Below are 17,586 nucleotides of genomic sequence, written 5' to 3' on the forward strand. Positions count from 1 at the left end.
CCTTAAATTATTGATTTCTTATCAATCGTGGCCAACCTGCCAAACTGAAAGCAGCCCGTCAAGAAGCAACTTTGGGGGCAGGATTCCATTGATATCCTGGGTTTTCATGAGATCATCATAACCGAAGATCGTAATCAACCGCGAAACAGCCCCAGCGAGCAGAAAGGGCGTATTGCTCTTCTTGTCCCAGTCGACCATCGGCAGATCGCCGTCGACGCCGCGTGATTTGAGATAGGCACGGATCTCAGCCTCGCCGCCGATGGCATCGACGAGTTTCACCTTCAGCGCCTGGCGGCCGGTATAGATCGTGCCGTCGGCCAGTTTCAGCACCTCGTCGCGCGGCAGCTTGCGCCGGTCGGCGACCAAGTCGACGAACCAGTTATAGCTGTCGACCACCATGTTGCGGATCATCGCTTTGGCTTCCTCGCTCGCCTCGTGGAAGGGCGAGGGCTCGGCCTTCAGCGGCGAAGACTTGATCTCCTGCAGCGAGACGCCGATCTTGTCGAGCAGCGGCTGGATCTGCGGATACTGGAAGATGACGCCGATCGAGCCGGTAATCGAGCTGTCGCCGGCAATGATGGTATCGCCGGCGGTGGCGATCATGTAGCCGGCAGAGGCGGCAAGTGTGCGGACGTCGGAGACGACAGGCTTCTTGGCTGATATCGCGCGGATCGCCTTGAAGATTTTTTCGCCGCCATAGGTCGTGCCACCGGGCGAGGAGATCGAAATCACTGCTGCCTTCACCTGGTCGCTGGTCTCGACCTTCTTCAGCCGCTCCAGAAGCTCGTCGTCGTCGACGATCAGCCCCGATATCGTCACATGGGCGATGTGCGGGCGCTCCGTCCCGGCATCGCCGAGGGTGAAGCGGTAGAAGGCGAAACCAAGTGCCACGATGAGGGCCACCGCGATGAGGCGCCAGAAGCCGAGCTTGCGGCGCAGCCGACGGCGATCCGCGATGATCGAACTGTCCATAAAAACCTCCAGCGCTGGCACCGGCTTCGGCATGGCGCCGATCGACCCGGTGAAATAGGGTGGCAGCGGCCCGTACGAATGCCACTTTTCAATGTTTTTCCGTTTTGTTGCTTGTTGCAGAAAAAATTCCATATTGGCAAGCCAATGTAATAATGCGAAACGAACTGTGATTGGCGGCCGGCTTTGTTATGAAGCCGCGGCGATCACCGCACATGGACGAGGCCTATGCTCGATACCCTGAAGAACAACGGACATGCCGCCTATTCAGGGTCGGGCAAGAATGCCTATGGCGATGCGTTGTTCCATTCCGCCCGCGTGCGGCGGCTGAAAATATTGCTGCCGGTGGCGGCCCTGGTCATCGCAGCGAGCCTCACCGCGGTGGCGTTGGTCCGCATCTATCTGCCCGAGAACATCAAGTTGGAAGGCGCCAAGATCGAGAACGGCAAGGTCGTGATGGAAAAGCCGGCGATCGCTGGCCGCAATTCCGATGGCATCAACTATTCGATGCTGGCCGAAAGGGCGCTGCAGGACATCCGCAATCCCAATCTCATCACGCTCGAAACCATCAAGGCCGCCGTGCCGATGAATGACGGCCTGATCGCCCGCGTCGTCGCCTCGACCGCCGACTACAACCGCGCCACCGACAATCTGCATATGACGGCCCCCTTCACTTTGGTGCTGAGCAGCGGCCTCAATGCGAATTTCCAGTCCGCCCAGCTCGACATCAAGGGCGGAAACATGCGGAGCGACGATCCCGTCACCATAACCAAGGACAATGCCTCCATTGTTGCGCAGTCGATGGAGATAACCGATAAGGGGCGGGTGATCACATTCGAGGGGAATGTTCGCATGAATGTCGATCCATCCACCATCCATAAACAGGGCACTTAACCAGCCGGGTCATCCATGACAAAAGATTGTCGCATTTCCACTTGCAAAACAGGCATGGCATTCGTTGCCGGCGCATTTGCCCTCATTCTGACGGCCTCGGGCGCGGGTGCGCAGTCGACCACGATGTCGGGCATGAAGCTTTCCAACGACCAGCCGATCCAGATCGAAAGCGACAAGCTTGAGATCCATGACCAGGAACACACCGCGCTTTTCACCGGCAAGGTCAAGGTCGTTCAAGGCACGACGACGATGCAGTCCGGCAAGATGACCGTCTATTACAAGGACAAGACGGCAAAGCCGGCTGCTGACGGGGCGCAACCCGCTGCCCAGCCTGAGCAGTCGGCCTCGCTTGCATCGGGCAGTGCTGATATCGACAAGATCCTGGTGACGGACAAGGTCCTCTTGACCTCGGGCACGCAGACGGCGACCGCCGATGACGGCAATTTCGACATGGCCTCGCAGACATTCATCCTCACGGCAGATGAGGGGAACAAGGTTATCCTGTCGGACGGGCCGAACGTCTTTACCGGCTGCAAACTGACGGTTCACATGCAGACTGGCCAGGCGGAGCTTGAAAGCTGCGGCGGGCGTGTCCAAATTCAGCTCGATCCGAAATCGAAGCCGAATACACCGCAGCAGAAGCAGAACTGAGAAGCCGGCCTCCCACGTGAAATTATCATCGCTATCCACCATGTTCGGCAAGCCCGGGCCACAAGCTGCGGGTGCCGCCGACAAGAGCCGTTATCAGGGAACGTTGATCGCACGCGGTCTGACGAAGACCTATGCGACGCGGCGCGTCGTCAACGGCGTCTCGCTGGTGGTGCGCCGCGGCGAGGCTGTCGGCCTGCTCGGCCCGAACGGCGCCGGCAAGACCACCTGTTTTTATATGATCACCGGCCTTGTGCCGGTGGACGAAGGCACGATCGAGATCGACGGCAACGACGTCACCACCATGCCGATGTACCGCCGCTCGCGTCTCGGCGTCGGGTACCTGCCGCAGGAAGCCTCGATCTTCCGTGGGCTGACGGTGGAAGAGAATATCCGCGCCGTCCTCGAAGTGCATGTGAAGGACAAGGCTGAGCGCGAGCAGAAGCTGAACGAGCTGCTGGAGGAGTTCCATATCCAGAAGCTGCGCAAGAGTGCCGCCGTCGCCCTTTCCGGCGGTGAGCGCCGCCGCCTCGAAATCGCGCGTGCGCTTGCGACCGACCCGACCTTCATGCTGCTCGACGAACCCTTCGCCGGCGTCGACCCGATCTCGGTCGCCGACATCCAGAATCTCGTTCACCACCTGACGGCGCGCGGCATCGGCGTTCTCATCACCGACCACAATGTACGCGAGACGCTGGGTCTGATCGACCGCGCCTACATCATCCATGCCGGTGAGGTGCTGACCCATGGCCGGGCGAACGACATCGTCAACAATCCGGAAGTGCGCCGGCTCTACCTCGGCGACAATTTCAGCCTCTGATACCGGGCGGCCCGCAGAAATTCACCTTGTCGGCATAGTTCCGCTTGACCAAATACAATAAAAAAGCAATTTTTGGGCCAACTTGGATTTCCGTGGCCTGAAGCCTTGATCGGACGCGGTTTCCCGGAGGAATCGAGGGGAGTTTCGCGTCCGTCATGGCACTGTCCGCCAATCTTTTCCTGCGCCAGACCCAGTCCCTGGTGATGACACCGCAACTGATGCAATCCATCCAGTTGCTGCAGATGACCCATTTCGAACTCAACCAGTTCATCGCCATGGAAGTGGAGAAGAACCCGCTGCTCGAATTTCCGTCGAATGACGGCGAGGCGGTCGGAGAACGTGGCGAAAGCGAAGATGAGCAGTATGCTCATCAGCCGGAGGATGCCGGGTCGGACGATGGCTATGACAACCGCGCCGAGGCGCTCTCCAGCGACTGGTATGACAATGGCGGCAGTGCCAGCACGAGCCGGCTGAACGACGAACTCGACGCCAATTATACCAACGTCTTTCCTGATGACGGCGCCCCGCAGCGCCTCGATGCGCCCGAGCTCGTCAGCCAGTGGAAATCGATGCCGGGCAGCGGCGAGGGCGCCGATTATGATCTCGACGATTTCGTCGCCGGCCAGGTATCGCTGCGCGATCATCTCGCCCAGCAGATCCCCTTCGTCCTGCCTGACATGGCCGACCGGCTGATCGCGCAGAATTTCGTCGACCAGCTCGACGACTGCGGTTATCTGCAGGCCGATATCGTCGAGGCGGGCGAGAGGCTGGGCACGAGCCTCGCACAGGCCGAGCGCGTGCTCGCCACCCTCCAGAGCCTCGATCCGCCGGGTGTTTTCGCCCGCAGCCTTGCCGAATGCCTGGCGATCCAGCTCCGGCAGAAGGACCGATACGACCCCGCCATGCAGGTTCTGGTCGAAAACCTCGAACTGCTCGCCCGGCGCGATTTCGCCACGTTGAAGCGGCTCTGCGGCGTCGACGAGGAAGATCTTCTCGACATGCTCGGCGAGATCCGCCAGCTCAATCCGAAGCCCGGCAGCGGTTTCGAGGCAGGTGTTTCCGAAGCGATCATGCCGGATGTGGTCGTCAGAGCCTCCTCGGACGGCGGCTGGCTGGTCGAGCTCAATCCGGATACACTGCCGCGCGTGCTGGTCAACCAGTCCTATTTTTCCCGGGTGACAAAGAACGGCGAGGATCACGCCTTCCTCTCCGATTGCCTGCAGACCGCCAACTGGCTGACGCGCAGCCTTGATCAGCGGGCAAAAACCATCATGAAGGTGGCAAGCGAAATCGTCCGCCAGCAGGACGCCTTCCTGCTGCACGGCGTCGACTATCTGCGCCCGCTGAACCTGAAGACGGTCGCCGAGGCGATCAAGATGCATGAATCCACCGTCAGCCGCGTCACGTCGAACAAATATATGCTGACGCCGCGCGGCCTCTTCGAACTCAAATATTTCTTCACCGTCTCGATCAGCGCCGTCGCTGGTGGGGACAGCCATTCGGCTGAGGCCGTGCGTCACAAGATCCGTGCGCTGATCCTGCAGGAAAGCCCGGAAGCGGTGCTTTCCGATGACGATATTGTCGACATGCTGAAGAAGGGCGGCGTCGATCTCGCCCGCCGCACGGTTGCGAAATACCGGGAGGCGATGAACATCGCCTCTTCGGTCCAGCGCCGCCGCGAGAAGCGGGCGCTCGCCAAGGTCGCCGGCTTCTGACGCTGTCATGCTTCGACCTGGATCGAAGCATTCTGCCCGCAAATCCCGTTATTCCTCTCCAGCGCCCTGCGTCTTTTCAGACGCGCAACGGCGCTGCAACCCTTTGAATTCTCTTGAACGAAGATCGAAATGCCGACGATGACGCCGCAAAATCCAAACCTTGCCAGGGAGCTTTTCCTGCTGCTGGTGCTGGCGACCCTTTGGGGTTCCTCCTATAGCTTCATCAAGATCGGCGTCGAGACGATCCCACCTATAACGTTGATCGCCGCCCGCACGCTGATTGCCGGGGGCATTCTGCTGGCCGTGCTGCGCCAACGGCGTGTCCGCCTGCCGCGCGATCGTGCGACCTGGCGGCGGTTTTTCGTTCAGGCCTGTCTGAACAGCGTCGTTCCCTTCACACTGATCGCCTGGGCCGAACAGTCCGTCGATGCCGGATTGGCGGTGATCCTGAATTCGGCAACGCCGATCTTCACCTTCCTGCTGACCGTGCTGATGACCCGCCATGAGCAGGTGACGCTGCGACGGCTTTTCGGCGTTATGGCCGGGCTTGCCGGCATCTGCCTCGTCATCGGCGTCGAAGCGCTCGGCGGTCTCGGCGAAAGCCTGATGGCGCAACTCGCGATCATCCTGGCGACCATCTGCTATGCAGGTGCCGCGATTTTCAGCAAGAACTTCAAGGGGCTCGATCCCGCAGTGCCGGCCGCCGGCTCGCTGATCTCAGGCGCGGTCATTCTCTTGCCCATGAGCCTCGTCGTCGATCGACCCTGGGAGCTCGATCCCTCGGCAGCATCGATGCTGGCGCTGCTTGCCCTCTCCGCTTTTTCGACGGCGCTCGCCTTTGCGATCTATTTCCGTCTCATCCAGACGCTGGGCTCGGTCGGAACCACCTCGCAAGCCTATCTCAGAGTGCCGATCGGTGTTGCGATCGGCATCGTCTTCCTCGGCGAAAGGCTGAGCTCGACGGCCTGGATCGGACTCGTCTGCGTCATAGCAGGCGTCGCTGCCATGACGATCCCCGCAAAGGTGAATACAACTCAAGCGAGAAACGCGTAAGGTGGTTAGGGTGATGATTGGCGGCATGCGTTGCCCAGCAAGGTACCCGACACACGTTGTCCGAGTGCCGCTGATGGTGATTCGCCGCCCTATTGACTTTTCGGTAACCTGTGGCTAGAAGCGCGCCGCAATCGGTGCCGTGAACGGCATCTGGAGTTATCCCCATCATCCCCAGGGCACCAAGGACCCGCAGGCCTAAGCCGATCTTGCTTGAGATTGCGCGAAGTGCTTGGATGAACCTGATGCTTGGCGTAAACTGATACCCGCAAACGACCATAAGAAGGGAAACTCCATGAGTGTGCGTGTATCCGGGAAACATATGGAAATTGGTGAATCCTTCCGTCAAAAGATCGAGGACCAAATTGGTATGGCCATCACGAAATACTTCGACGGGGGATATTCCGGCCAGGTGACCGTGGAAAAGGCGAGTTCTCGTTACTCGGCGGATTGCAAGCTGCATCTGGACAGCGGGGTGGTGTTGCATGCGGCCGGCGAGGCGACCGACCCGCAGTTGGCTTTCGACGCCGCCTCCCAGCGGATCGAAAAACGGCTGCGGCGTTACAAGCGCAAGCTGAAGGACCATCACGCCGGAAACCATCTGAATGGTTTTGCAGAGGTCTCCTACACGGTTATGGATTCCGTTCCTGATCACGATGATGAAATCGCCGACGATTTCGCTCCCGCGATCGTCGCTGAAAGCACGAAGCAGTTGAAGACCATGTCGGTCGCCACCGCCGTGATGGCGCTCGACATGACCGACGAGCCGCTTCTCCTGTTCCGCAGCCCCGGCAAGGAACATCTGAACATCGTTTACCGTCGGCACGACGGAAATATTGGCTGGATCGATTCAGCCAGTATCAAAGGCTGAGATCAGGGTGGTGAGCGGCGGTATTGCCGCCGCTCCTTGCATTATCTGATCCCGGCGACAGAAGGAAAAAGAAATGGCATTGGCAGATTTGCTCCATCAGGATGCGATCATTCCCGCCCTCAGAGTAAATTCCAAGAAACAGCTGCTTCAGGAGTTGGCCGCAAGAGCCGCCAGGATCACCGGGCTCTCCGAACGGGAGATCTTCGACGTCATCCTGCAGCGCGAGCGCCTTGGCTCGACCGGCGTCGGCAACGGCATCGCCATTCCCCACGGCAAGCTGGTCAACATCCATTCGATCGTCGGCATCTTCGCCCGGCTGGAGCAGCCGGTCGATTTCGAGGCGCTGGACGACCAGCCGGTCGATCTCGTCTTCCTGCTGCTTGCGCCGGAAGGGGCGGGCGCCGATCATCTCAAGGCTCTGTCGCGGATCGCCCGCGTGCTGCGCGATCACGATCTGGTCGCCAAGCTGCGCGCCACCGATTCCTCCCAGGCGATCTATGCCTTCCTCAACGAAGAGCAGACGTCGAACGCTGCCTGACGCACGTCGCGCGATAACGCATCGATTCTCGAATGCGAAAGGCGCCTGATCTCTCAGGCGCCTTTCGCATTATGATGCGCTGAACGATCAGAACTCTTCCCAGCTGTCCTGCGCCACGGCCGCGGATCCAGGCGACGGGGCAAGGGAGCGACGGACCGCCGGGGCGCTCACGCGAAGCGAAGGGGCCGCAGCCGCCGGCGCCCGCATCTTTTGCGCGACGGAGGCAAGGGCTGCGGCGTTCCTCGAACCCGAGACATTGAAGCGGGTGGCGAGCGACTTCAGCGTCTGCGCCTCGTCGTTGAGTGCGACGCTCGCCGCGGTCGCTTCCTCCACCATGGCCGCATTCTGCTGCGTTACCTGGTCCATCTGGTTCATGGCCTGGTTGATTTCCTTCAGGCCGACAGCCTGTTCGCTGGCCGATGCCGAGATCTGCCGGATGAGGTCGTTGATGCCCATCACCTGTTCGGCGATCTTGTGCAGCGTGCCGCCGGCGCGCCCGACGAGATCGACGCCTTCCTTGACCTGGACGGCCGAGGTGTTGATCAGCGTCTTGATTTCCTTTGCGGCATTGGCCGAACGCTGTGCGAGTTCGCGCACCTCCTGGGCGACGACGGCAAAACCCTTGCCGGCTTCCCCGGCACGCGCCGCCTCGACACCGGCATTCAGGGCCAGCAGGTTGGTCTGGAAGGCGATCTCGTCGATGACGCCGATGATCCGCGAAACCTCCGTCGAAGATTGTTCGATCCCTTGCATCGAGGCAATCGCCTTCTGCACCACTTCGCCGGACTTTTCGGCATCCTGGCAGGCGAGGTTGACGTTCTCGGCTGCCGTGCGCGCATTCTCGGCGCTGGAATCGACCTGCGCGGTGAGCTCGTTGAGCGCGGCCGCCGTCTCTTCCAGGCTTGCTGCCTGCTGCTCGGTGCGCTTGGCGAGGTCGGAAGCACTGTTGCTGATTTCACCGGTGCCGGAGCCGATATTGGCGACGCTGAGGTTCATCGTGTTGATGGTCTCTTCCAGGCTCGCGAGCGCTGCGTTGAAATCCTGTTTCAGCTTGCCGTATTCACCGGGGAATTCGTCGGTGATGCGGTGACTAAGATTGCCCTGCGACAGCGCGGAAAGGCCGGCGCCGACGATCGAGACGATATGGCGCTGCAGCGACACCGATTCCTGGCGTTCCGATTCCGAGCGGCTACGCTCGGTCTCGGCCGCCTGCCGTTCTCTGGCGGCTTCGTCTTCGAGGCGGCGGCTGTCGGCGAGCGTGAAGCGGAAGCCTTCGAGCGCCTTGGCGACCGAACCGACTTCGTCGCTGCGATCTTGAGCAGCGACCGGTTCGCCATATTGGCCGTCGCTCAGCGCTTTGACGCTGGCGACGAGCCCGCCGAGCGGCCGTTGCACGAAAGAGCGGACGGCGAAATAGAGCGCCAGCATGACGGCACCAAGCACGATCAGCCCGTTGATGATCATCACGTAGGTCTGGTCTCGCACCGGCGCGTTAATCGCCGTGTGTGGCACGTCGACGAGCACGACCCAGGTGGCGTTGACGCCGGGAACCGCGAACGGATAGACGACGCGATCGAAGGGATCGAGGCCGTCATAGGTGAGGTTCCTGACGAGACCGGGCTGCTTGCTGGACAGCGCCGTCTTGACGATGTCGGCGCCCTCGCCGTCATATTCCTTGGTCATCAGGTCGGGGATCGGCGCGACGATCCAGTTGCCGGCCTGCGACAACAGCGTGACGCGGCCCGAACCGAAAGGATGCAGCGCCTGCAGCTTGTCGGTCAGCGACTTCAGCGAAATGTCGACGCCGCCGACGCCGATCATCTTACCATCAGACATGACCGGATAGGCAATCGAGGTCAGCAGCGTCGGCACATCTGTTCCCTCGGCCATATAGGGCGTGGTGATCGCGCCCTTGCCGCTGTCGGCGGCAAGCTTCCACCATGCGGCGGTATAATCATTATCGAAGGTCGAATATTGAATGCCACCGTCCTTGGTCTTCGACCAGTAGGGCGTGAAGGCGCCGTTCTTGTTGGTGCCTTCGTCATTATTGTTGGCGATCTCGGTGGTTTTGCCGTCAAGCGCGCCGAGCTGCTCGCAGAACCAGCTGCCGAAGGCGAAGGCGTTCTGCTCGAGATTGGCCTTCAACACATTGATCATGCCCTTGCGATCGAGCGATTTGCCTTCATGGCCGCGGCCGATGACGCCCGACATGGTGCGTGCGGCGCTGGCGAGTTCGCCGACATTGGCGGCGATTTCATTGGCGATCGACTTTGCCTCGAGGTTGGCCTGATCCATCGTCAGCGTCTGGACGCGATCCCGGGTCTGGCCGATGAGGAAAAAGTTCGAAACGATGAGAACAAGCGCGATGGCGATGCCGGTGATGACGATGAGTTTCGCGGCAAGCGATTTCATGCGAAAAATGAACATGGGGTCCTCGGGCAAGGATGCGCCGAACGGGCATTCTCCGGCACAGGAGCAAAGGCTCGCCCCATCATGGGGCAGCCGGCTACAGCGCCGCGCATCTTTTCGAGAGCCGCAAAGGACGCTGTAGCACTTTGAATCGCTGCATAATTTTGTCCTTAAATCGACTCCGATTTAAGGAATTATGCGGTGGACGTCCGGAATCCGAAAGGCGGGAGGCGCCGGCGACCACGAGGAACATCGCCGGAAATCTCTTAAATTTAAATGAAACTCTATCGATCGGGGCCATGAAAATCGCCGAAACGCCCTGAATTACAGGGAGTTTTGCCGGCGGCTTCGCAAAGAGACGCGGCTATATCCTGTCTGCGACTTCCTCGCTCAAAGGGATCGACGGTTGCGCCCCGGCCTTGAGGCAGGCGAGCGAACCGGCAACCGCCGCGCGGCGCAGCGCCGAGACAAAATCGAGGCCGTCGTCGAGGCTCGCGGCGAAATAACCGCAGAAAGTGTCTCCGGCGCCGACCGTATCGACAGGTTCGATCTTGAGACCTTGCGCCCTTGAAATCGCCCCGTCGCGAATGGCGATGACCCCATCGCCGCCGAGCGTTACGATCAGCGTCTGGCCCGTCTCCGCGTGTAGGCGCACAAGGGCTGCCTCACGCGCTGCGGCGTCCATGCCTTCCTGTCCGGCAAGCCGCTCGAATTCGGTCTCGTTGGCAATGACGATATCGGCGAGCCGGCCGAGACGCGGGGCATCGGGGATCAGCGGCGCGAGGTTGAGGATGCTGGTGACGCCCTTGGCGCGGGCGGCCGACAGCGCGCGCTCGACGGCAGCAGCCGGCACTTCGAGCTGCAGCATCAGGATATCGCCTTCGTTCATGCGGCCGATCGCCGTCTCGGCATCGGTGGGCGTGACCTGGCCATTGGCGCCGGGAACGACGGCAATCATGTTTTCGCCGTCGCCGCCGACAAGGATCAGCGCCGTGCCTGTGGGACCGTCGACATGTTTGATCAGAGAAAGGTCGGTGCCTGCATCATCGAGCAGGGCCAGCGCCTCCGCGGCGAAAGCATCCTTGCCGACGGCGCCGGCCATATGCACGTAGCGGCCGGCCCGCCGGGCCGCCAGCGCCTGGTTGGCGCCCTTGCCGCCGGCGGCCGTGGCAAAGCCGTTGCCCGCCACCGTCTCGCCGGGCTTCGGCAGGCGCTCGGTCGTGGCGATGAGATCCATGTTGATGGACCCGAAAACTGTGATCATGAATGTGTCCCGTCTTCTGGAGCCTGCAAATGAAATCATGCTCCAACTGTTTCATGCGGGCGAGACACTGCCCGAAGCGGTCACTCCTCGTCAACCACCCGGAGCTTCAGAAGACCAGTGCGGCTTTCCACTGATTTGGCCGCGGCTTCGCTGTCGCGGGCGGGTTTTGCATCGCCGCCACCCGCCTCGAATTCCAGCGCTTCGATCTTGGCGCCGCGCCTGGTGAGCTTGTCGGCTGACGTGACCACCATGTCGATATCCTTCTGCGCCATGGCGAAATGGCCCTGCAGCTTTCGCACCCGCTCGTCGAGGCGGCTGAGATCGTCCATCAGGATCGCCACCTCGCCCTGGATCAGATGCGCCTGCGCCCGCATGCGCTGATCCTTGAGCACGGCCTGGATGACCTGGATCGACAGCATCAGCAGCGATGGCGAGACGATGACGATACGCGCGCGGTGCGCCTTCTGCACCACCGGTTCGAAGTGCTCGTGGATCTCGGCGAAGATCGATTCGGACGGCACGAAGAGAAAGGCCGTATCCTGGGTTTCGCCCTGGATCAGATATTTCTCGGAAATGTCCCTTATATGGACCTCCATGTCGCGGCGAAATTGCTGGCCGGCGATCTTGCCGGCCTCGGGGCTGCCGGCGTCGCGGATCGCGTTCCAGGCTTCCAGCGGAAATTTTGCGTCGATCACCAGCGGCGGCGCGCCGTTCGGCATGCGGATCGTGCAGTCCGGCCGCGAACCGTTGGACAGCGTCTGCTGGAAGGCGTAGGCGCCCATCGGCAGGCCGTCGGCGACGATCGTTTCCATCCTGGACTGGCCGAAGGCGCCGCGCGTCTGCTTGTTGGACAGAATGGCCTGCAGCCCGACGACATCTTTGGCGAGCGTCTGGATATTGTTCTGTGCGGCATCGATGACCGCCAGCCGCTCCTGCAGCCGCTGCAGGTTCTCATGCGTCGATTTCGTCTGCTCGGTGATTGTCGAGCTGACCCGCTGCGACATGCCGTCGAGGCGTTGGCTGATCGTCTGGTTGAGTTCGCTCTGCCGCGCGCCGAAGACCTCGGTCATGACAGCGATGCGACCCTGCATCTCCGCCTGGATCTTCAAAAGCTCTGCCATCCGCGCTTCGTTTTCCTCAGCCCGAACGCTCGCTTCCTCCGCCTGCTCGCGGCGAAGGCTGGCACTGCGCAGGAGAAGCACGACCACCAGCAGGGCGAGGGCGGCGAGAACTCCGCCGATGAGCGCCAGCATGGCCGGGCTGATCGAGGCAAGGGAAAGGGCGAGCGATTCGGAATGGATGGTCATGCCGCGAGCATAACAGAAGAAACGGCAATATATAGATCAAAACGTGAACGGAATGGGCGGCCCCCAATATCCTCGCAAGCCATCGCTCTTCCTCGCTCGGCGAGAAGAAATCGCCGTCCGATTTAACGATTGCTCAACCATATTGGCCAAAACCTGCGCGCAGAAATTCCTTCCCGCGCGCGTCGCGCCAAGTACAGAGATCCCCATGACCGCCCAGCAGACCGACAACGCCCTCAGGCAGCGCCTCGATTTCATCGAACTGGATGAGGCAGCGCGCAAGTCGATGCGGGATCTGCGCCCGGTCATATCGGAGCTGATCGGCGGTGCCCTCGATAAATTCTACGCCAAGATCGCCAAGACCCCGGCTGTCGCAGGCTTCTTCGCCGATAAGAACCATGTCGGCCATGCCAAGAAGCGCCAGCAGGATCATTGGGCCAATCTGGCCGGCGGCGCGTTCGACGAGAGCTATGTCAACGGCGTGACCGCGGTCGGCCGGACGCACGCCCGCATCGGACTGGAGCCGCGCTGGTATATTGGCGGTTACGCCATCGTCATGTCCGAGCTCGTCAAAGGCATCATGGAGAAGCAGTGGCCGTCGATCTTTGCGCGCCGAGAGGCCAAGGCATTGGCCGAGAAGCTGTCGGCCGTCATCAAGGCCGGCATGCTCGACATGGATTATTCCATCTCGGTCTATCTCGAGACGCTCGAAGCCAAGCGCCGCGCCTTGGAAGAGGAGCGTGCCCAGGCCGAATCCGATCAGGCGATCGCGCTGGAGCAGCTGCGCCGCGGTCTGGAAGCGCTGTCGAACGGCGATCTCGAAGCCACCCTGCCGTCCGACCTGCCGGGCAATTTCCGGCAGATGGCGGAGGACTACAACCGCGCCGTCAGCGCCCTTCGCCAGTCCTTCGCCTCCGTGCGCGAGACTTCTGGCCATATCATGAGCGGCGCCGACGTCATTTCCAATGCAACCAACGATCTGGCGCTGCGCACTGCCCAGCAAGCGGCAGGAGTCGAGGAGAGTTCGGCTGCCCTGCAGCAGCTGTCCGTCAGCGTCGGCCAGACGGCGGCCAATGCCGAGAAGGCTTCGGCCGCCGTGCGCGAGACGCAGGAGAAGGCGAAGAACTCCGGCGAACTCGTCACCAGCGCCGTCTCGGCGATGGCCGGCATCGAGAAATCCTCGACCGGGATATCCAAGATCATCGGCGTTATCGATGAGATCGCCTTCCAGACCAATCTGCTGGCGCTGAACGCTGGCGTTGAGGCGGCGCGCGCCGGCGATGCCGGCAAGGGTTTTGCCGTCGTCGCCCAGGAAGTCCGCCAGCTCGCCCAGCGCACCGCGGAAGCGGCCAAGGAGATCAAGAACCTGATCTCCCAGAGCTCGACCCAGGTCAATCAGGGCGTCGGCATCGTCTCCAGCACCGGCGAAGCGCTGAACGACATGATCAGCCGCATCGACATCATCAACCGTTTCGTCGCCGATATCGCCGCCGCCGCCCGCGATCAGGCGACCGGCGTCAACGAGGTCAGCGTCGCCGTCCGCAACATGGGTGCGATCACCCAGCAGAATTCGGACATGGTCGAACAGTCTTCGGCGGAAACGCGCCGCCTCAAGGACGAGGTGGAAACCCTGATCGAGCTGCTGCGGCGCTTCCGCGCCCGGCCGGAAGGCCGTTCCACCGGTGCTGCCCGCCGGGCGGCCTGAGGCGAATAGAGCCTTTCCTGGTCAGATTGCAGCATTCTGCCGGAGCAGGTTTTCGTCAGGGCAGAGGCGATTGGCGACGGGCATACCTCTTGGTACGTCCGAGCCGATCGCCTTTGATCCTGGCGGAAAGATGCCCGGCCCTTCGGGTTGGCTGAAACGGGCCGGCTGATCGACCGGCCGGCTTGGCCGTAGAGCTTGGCTACGACGCGCGCCGGCCGGTCGACCATCCGACTCCGTTTGAGCCAACAGAATGATTCAATCTGACCAGGAAAGGCTCTATGGCGAAATTCCAGGCGGGGATGCAAAAAAGCGTATTCCCCGCCTGCCGGATAATTCCATAGTCGGAAAAGATGGGTTATGGGAACGCCATGACCATCAAGCCACTCATCATTCTTCCTGATCCCGTTCTCCGCCAGCTGTCCAAGCCGATCGAGCGGGTGGACTCCGACCTGCAGCGTCTTGCCGACGATATGCTCGAAACCATGTACGACGCGCCGGGCATCGGCCTTGCCGCCATCCAGATCGGCGTGCCGCGCCGCATGCTCGTCATCGACATCTCGCGCGAAGGCGAGGAAAAGCAGCCGCAGGTGTTCATCAATCCAGAGATCGTCAAATCCTCCGACGAGCGCTCCGTCTATGAGGAAGGCTGTCTTTCGATTCCGGATTATTATGCCGAGGTCGAGCGCCCGGCTGTCGTCTCGGTCAAATATCTCGACCTGAACGGCAAGGAACAGACCGTGGAAGCCGACGGACTGCTCGCCACCTGCCTGCAGCACGAGATCGACCACCTGAACGGCGTGCTCTTCATCGATTATATCTCGCGGCTGAAGCGGGAGATGGTCATCAAGAAATTCACCAAGGCGGCAAAGTCCAAGGCGCTCTGAGCGCTGCGTTGAAAATTCACAGGCGAGGCACTATGATATCACCGATATCATGATGGAGGTGCCGAATGGGTGACCTGCTTATTCGAGATGTTCCGGATGCAATGAAGCTGCAGCTTCAGGAAAGCGCGCAGCGCAACGGCCGCAGCCTTTCGGAAGAGGCGATCGAAATCATGCGCCGGCAGATTGCCGTCGAGCGCTCAGGAGCTTCCGCCGGGCAGCGCCTGCGCTCTCTGATGAGTGACGAAAGATTGAGCGAAGATGAAGTTGAGGCCATCGCCGCATCTCGCCACGAACGCGACCGCGAACCGCCGCGCTTCGACAGATGATCGTCCTCGATACGAATGTGATTTCCGAAATGCAGGGGAGGACCCACAGCGAGCGGATATTGAACTGGCTGGACGTCTACGACGTCGAGACGCTTTTTCTGACGACGATTGCCGTCGCCGAAATGCGTTACGGTCTTGAACTCCTTGATGATGGCAGGCGAAAGACAGCGCTGGTGTCCGACTTCAATCGGATCGAGTCGGAATTTTCGGGCCGCATCCTCGGTTTTTCCCTGAGTGCGGCGCATCGCTACGGCCTGTTGGCTGCGGAGCGCAGAAAGGCGGGACGGCCGATGGAAACCAAAGATGCTATGATTGCCGCCATCTGCCTTGCCAACGGCGCGACGCTTGCGACCCGCAATACCAGAGATTTCGAGGGGCTTGATCTCAAGCTCGTAAACCCGTTTGAAGACGGTTGATCCTCAATTGGCGAGATAACATGTCTCTTCGCATCATCTTCATGGGAACGCCGGAGTTCTCGGTCCCGACCCTGCGCCTGCTCGTCGATGCCGGGCACAGGATCGTTGCGGTCTATACGCAGCCGCCACGGCCGGGTGGGCGGCGCGGCCTCGATCTGCAGAAATCGCCGGTGCATCAGGCGGCCGAACTGCTGGGCCTCCCGGTCTTCACCCCGGTCAATTTCAAGGACCCCGAGGAGCGCGAGAGGTTTCGCGCTTTCAATGCCGATGTCGGCGTCGTCGTTGCCTACGGACTGTTGCTGCCGGAGGCGATTTTGAACGGCACAAGGGATGGCTGCTACAACGGCCATGCCTCGCTGCTGCCGCGCTGGCGCGGTGCTGCTCCGATCCAGCGGGCGATCATGGCCGGCGACGCAAAAACCGGCATGATGGTGATGAAGATGGACAAGGGTCTGGATACCGGCGCCGTCGCGCTGACCCGCGAGGTTGAGATCGGCCCGAACATGACGGCTGGCGAGCTGCACGACCGGCTGATGCTCGTGGGCGCCAAGGCGATGGCGGAAGCCATGGTGAAACTCGAGATGAACGACCTGCCGCTGACGCCGCAGCCGGAAGACGGCGTGCTTTATGCCGCCAAGATCGACAAGGCCGAGACGCGCATCGATTTTTCCAGGGATGCCAGGGACGTGCACAATCACATCCGCGGCCTGGCGCCGTTTCCGGGGGCCTGGTTCGAGCTCGAAATCGGCGGCAAGCCGGAGCGGGTGAAGGTGCTGGCTTCCGAACTGGCTGAAGGGCAGGGTGCTGACGGGCAATTGCTGACGGATGATCTCGTGGTCGCCTGCGCCTTGGGCGCGGTGCGGCTGACCAGGCTGCAGAAGGCCGGCGGCAAACCGCTGGCGGCGGCCGATTTCCTCAGGGGCACCCCGCTTGCGGCGGGCACGAGGCTTACCTGATGCCGCGTTTCCGCATGACCGTCGAATATGACGGCGGCCCCTATGTCGGCTGGCAGCGGCAGGAGAACGGCCCCTCGGTGCAGGGTGCGATCGAGGCCGCGGTGCTGTCGCTGACCGGCGAGACGGTGTCGATCCGCGGCGCCGGACGCACTGATTCCGGCGTCCATGCCATGGGGCAGGTGATCCATGCCGATCTTTCGAAGGAGTGGTCGCCCTACCAGCTGCAGAATGCGTTGAACGCGCATCTGAGGCTCGCCGCCGAGCGCGTCTCCATACTCGATGTTGAGGCGGTTGCCGAATTCTTCGATGCGCGATTTTCGGCGCTGCGGCGCCATTACCTCTATCGCATCGTCAGTCGCCGGGCGCCGCTGGCACTCGAAGCCGGCAAGGCCTGGTGGGTGCCGAAGGTGCTCGATCACGAGGTCATGCACGCTGCCGCCCAGAGGCTGGTCGGCAGGCACGATTTCTCCACCTTCCGCGCCGCCCATTGCCAGGCAAACAGCCCGGTGCGCACGCTCGACCGGCTGGATGTGACGCGCAATGGCGAACTGATCGAGATCCGCGCCACGGCGCAGAGTTTTCTCCACAACCAGATCCGCTCCTTCGCCGGCACGCTGAAGCTCGCCGGCGAAGGCAAATGGACGCCTGATGATGTCGAGGCAGCGCTTGAGGCGCGCGACCGCAAGGCCTGCGGCCCGGTGGCGCCGCCGGACGGACTCTATTTCATGCAGGTGGATTATCCCGAGGTGATCGTCGATCGCCGAAGGCCGGTCACCGATACTGATGATGATCTGTCATGAAGATACCGCTCCAGCAG

The 17,586-nt window shown here is 61.5% G+C and carries 17 protein-coding genes; 13 read left to right on the top strand and 4 right to left on the bottom strand.

Annotated elements, in window-relative coordinates; all coding sequences use genetic code 11:
- Positions 1 to 21: 21 nt before the first annotated feature.
- A complete protein-coding gene (sppA, locus tag ACD590_RS00235) occupies positions 22 to 972 on the bottom strand; it encodes a signal peptide peptidase SppA (protein ID WP_439001910.1) in 951 nt (316 codons plus the stop codon).
- A 225-nt stretch (positions 973 to 1,197) separates the two neighbouring features.
- On the opposite strand from sppA, the gene lptC reads away from it, so the two are divergent.
- From lptC to ptsN, 7 genes are all read left to right on the top strand, one after another.
- Positions 1,198 to 1,863, top strand: coding sequence for an LPS export ABC transporter periplasmic protein LptC (gene lptC / locus ACD590_RS00240; RefSeq protein WP_439001911.1), 666 nt, complete (start codon positions 1,198 to 1,200; stop codon positions 1,861 to 1,863).
- A gap of 15 nt (positions 1,864 to 1,878) precedes the next feature.
- Positions 1,879 to 2,514 carry an LptA/OstA family protein gene (locus ACD590_RS00245; RefSeq protein WP_439001912.1) on the top strand — a complete coding sequence of 212 codons (636 nt, stop codon included), beginning with the start codon at positions 1,879 to 1,881 and terminating at the stop codon, positions 2,512 to 2,514.
- Between the two features lie 40 nt (positions 2,515 to 2,554).
- Positions 2,555 to 3,331 (top strand): LPS export ABC transporter ATP-binding protein, encoded by a 777-nt coding sequence (lptB, locus tag ACD590_RS00250; RefSeq protein ID WP_003556077.1) that lies wholly within the window; start codon positions 2,555 to 2,557, stop codon positions 3,329 to 3,331.
- Between the two features lie 155 nt (positions 3,332 to 3,486).
- Positions 3,487 to 5,046: an RNA polymerase factor sigma-54 gene (gene rpoN / locus ACD590_RS00255; protein ID WP_018244525.1), complete on the top strand. Its 1,560-nt coding sequence runs from the start codon at positions 3,487 to 3,489 to the stop codon at positions 5,044 to 5,046.
- Positions 5,047 to 5,175: 129 nt separating this feature from the next.
- Positions 5,176 to 6,099, top strand: a complete 924-nt coding sequence (locus ACD590_RS00260) for a DMT family transporter (RefSeq protein WP_439001913.1) — start codon at positions 5,176 to 5,178, stop codon at positions 6,097 to 6,099.
- Between the two features lie 292 nt (positions 6,100 to 6,391).
- Positions 6,392 to 6,967: a ribosome hibernation-promoting factor, HPF/YfiA family gene (gene hpf, locus ACD590_RS00265; RefSeq protein WP_017958734.1), complete on the top strand. Its 576-nt coding sequence runs from the start codon at positions 6,392 to 6,394 to the stop codon at positions 6,965 to 6,967.
- Between the two features lie 73 nt (positions 6,968 to 7,040).
- Positions 7,041 to 7,505 (top strand): PTS IIA-like nitrogen regulatory protein PtsN, encoded by a 465-nt coding sequence (gene ptsN, locus ACD590_RS00270; RefSeq protein WP_018244527.1) that lies wholly within the window; start codon positions 7,041 to 7,043, stop codon positions 7,503 to 7,505.
- 87 nt (positions 7,506 to 7,592) lie between these two features.
- On the opposite strand, the gene ACD590_RS00275 is transcribed toward ptsN, so the two are convergent.
- From ACD590_RS00275 to ACD590_RS00285, 3 genes are all read right to left on the bottom strand, one after another.
- Entirely contained in the window at positions 7,593 to 9,932 is a 2,340-nt protein-coding gene (locus ACD590_RS00275; protein WP_439001914.1) for a methyl-accepting chemotaxis protein, read from the bottom strand.
- Positions 9,933 to 10,278: 346 nt separating this feature from the next.
- Positions 10,279 to 11,178 carry a ribokinase gene (locus ACD590_RS00280; protein WP_128408555.1) on the bottom strand — a complete coding sequence of 300 codons (900 nt, stop codon included), beginning with the start codon at positions 11,176 to 11,178 and terminating at the stop codon, positions 10,279 to 10,281.
- 80 nt (positions 11,179 to 11,258) lie between these two features.
- Entirely contained in the window at positions 11,259 to 12,485 is a 1,227-nt protein-coding gene (locus ACD590_RS00285; RefSeq protein WP_439001915.1) for a DNA recombination protein RmuC, read from the bottom strand.
- 205 nt (positions 12,486 to 12,690) lie between these two features.
- On the opposite strand from ACD590_RS00285, the gene ACD590_RS00290 reads away from it, so the two are divergent.
- The 6 genes from ACD590_RS00290 to truA all read left to right on the top strand — a co-directional run bounded on the left by ACD590_RS00290 (position 12,691) and on the right by truA (position 17,569).
- Positions 12,691 to 14,187 carry a methyl-accepting chemotaxis protein gene (locus ACD590_RS00290; RefSeq protein ID WP_439001916.1) on the top strand — a complete coding sequence of 499 codons (1,497 nt, stop codon included), beginning with the start codon at positions 12,691 to 12,693 and terminating at the stop codon, positions 14,185 to 14,187.
- A gap of 368 nt (positions 14,188 to 14,555) precedes the next feature.
- Positions 14,556 to 15,071, top strand: a complete 516-nt coding sequence (def, locus tag ACD590_RS00295; RefSeq protein ID WP_026230889.1) for a peptide deformylase — start codon at positions 14,556 to 14,558, stop codon at positions 15,069 to 15,071.
- A 65-nt stretch (positions 15,072 to 15,136) separates the two neighbouring features.
- Positions 15,137 to 15,397 carry a FitA-like ribbon-helix-helix domain-containing protein gene (locus tag ACD590_RS00300; protein WP_018244532.1) on the top strand — a complete coding sequence of 87 codons (261 nt, stop codon included), beginning with the start codon at positions 15,137 to 15,139 and terminating at the stop codon, positions 15,395 to 15,397.
- Positions 15,394 to 15,813, top strand: a complete 420-nt coding sequence (locus ACD590_RS00305) for a type II toxin-antitoxin system VapC family toxin (RefSeq protein WP_028731660.1) — start codon at positions 15,394 to 15,396, stop codon at positions 15,811 to 15,813. Before ACD590_RS00300 ends, ACD590_RS00305 begins: the two co-directional genes overlap by 4 nt.
- A 20-nt stretch (positions 15,814 to 15,833) precedes the next feature.
- Positions 15,834 to 16,769 (top strand): methionyl-tRNA formyltransferase, encoded by a 936-nt coding sequence (gene fmt / locus ACD590_RS00310; protein ID WP_439001917.1) that lies wholly within the window; start codon positions 15,834 to 15,836, stop codon positions 16,767 to 16,769.
- A complete protein-coding gene (truA, locus tag ACD590_RS00315) occupies positions 16,769 to 17,569 on the top strand; it encodes a tRNA pseudouridine(38-40) synthase TruA (protein WP_028731658.1) in 801 nt (266 codons plus the stop codon). The genes fmt and truA overlap by 1 nt, the downstream gene beginning before the upstream one ends.
- The last annotated feature ends 17 nt before the right edge of the window (positions 17,570 to 17,586 follow it).

This window comes from Rhizobium sp. 862_C5_N1_2 (genome assembly GCF_051811205.1).
GTDB lineage: Bacteria > Pseudomonadota > Alphaproteobacteria > Rhizobiales > Rhizobiaceae > Rhizobium > Rhizobium leguminosarum.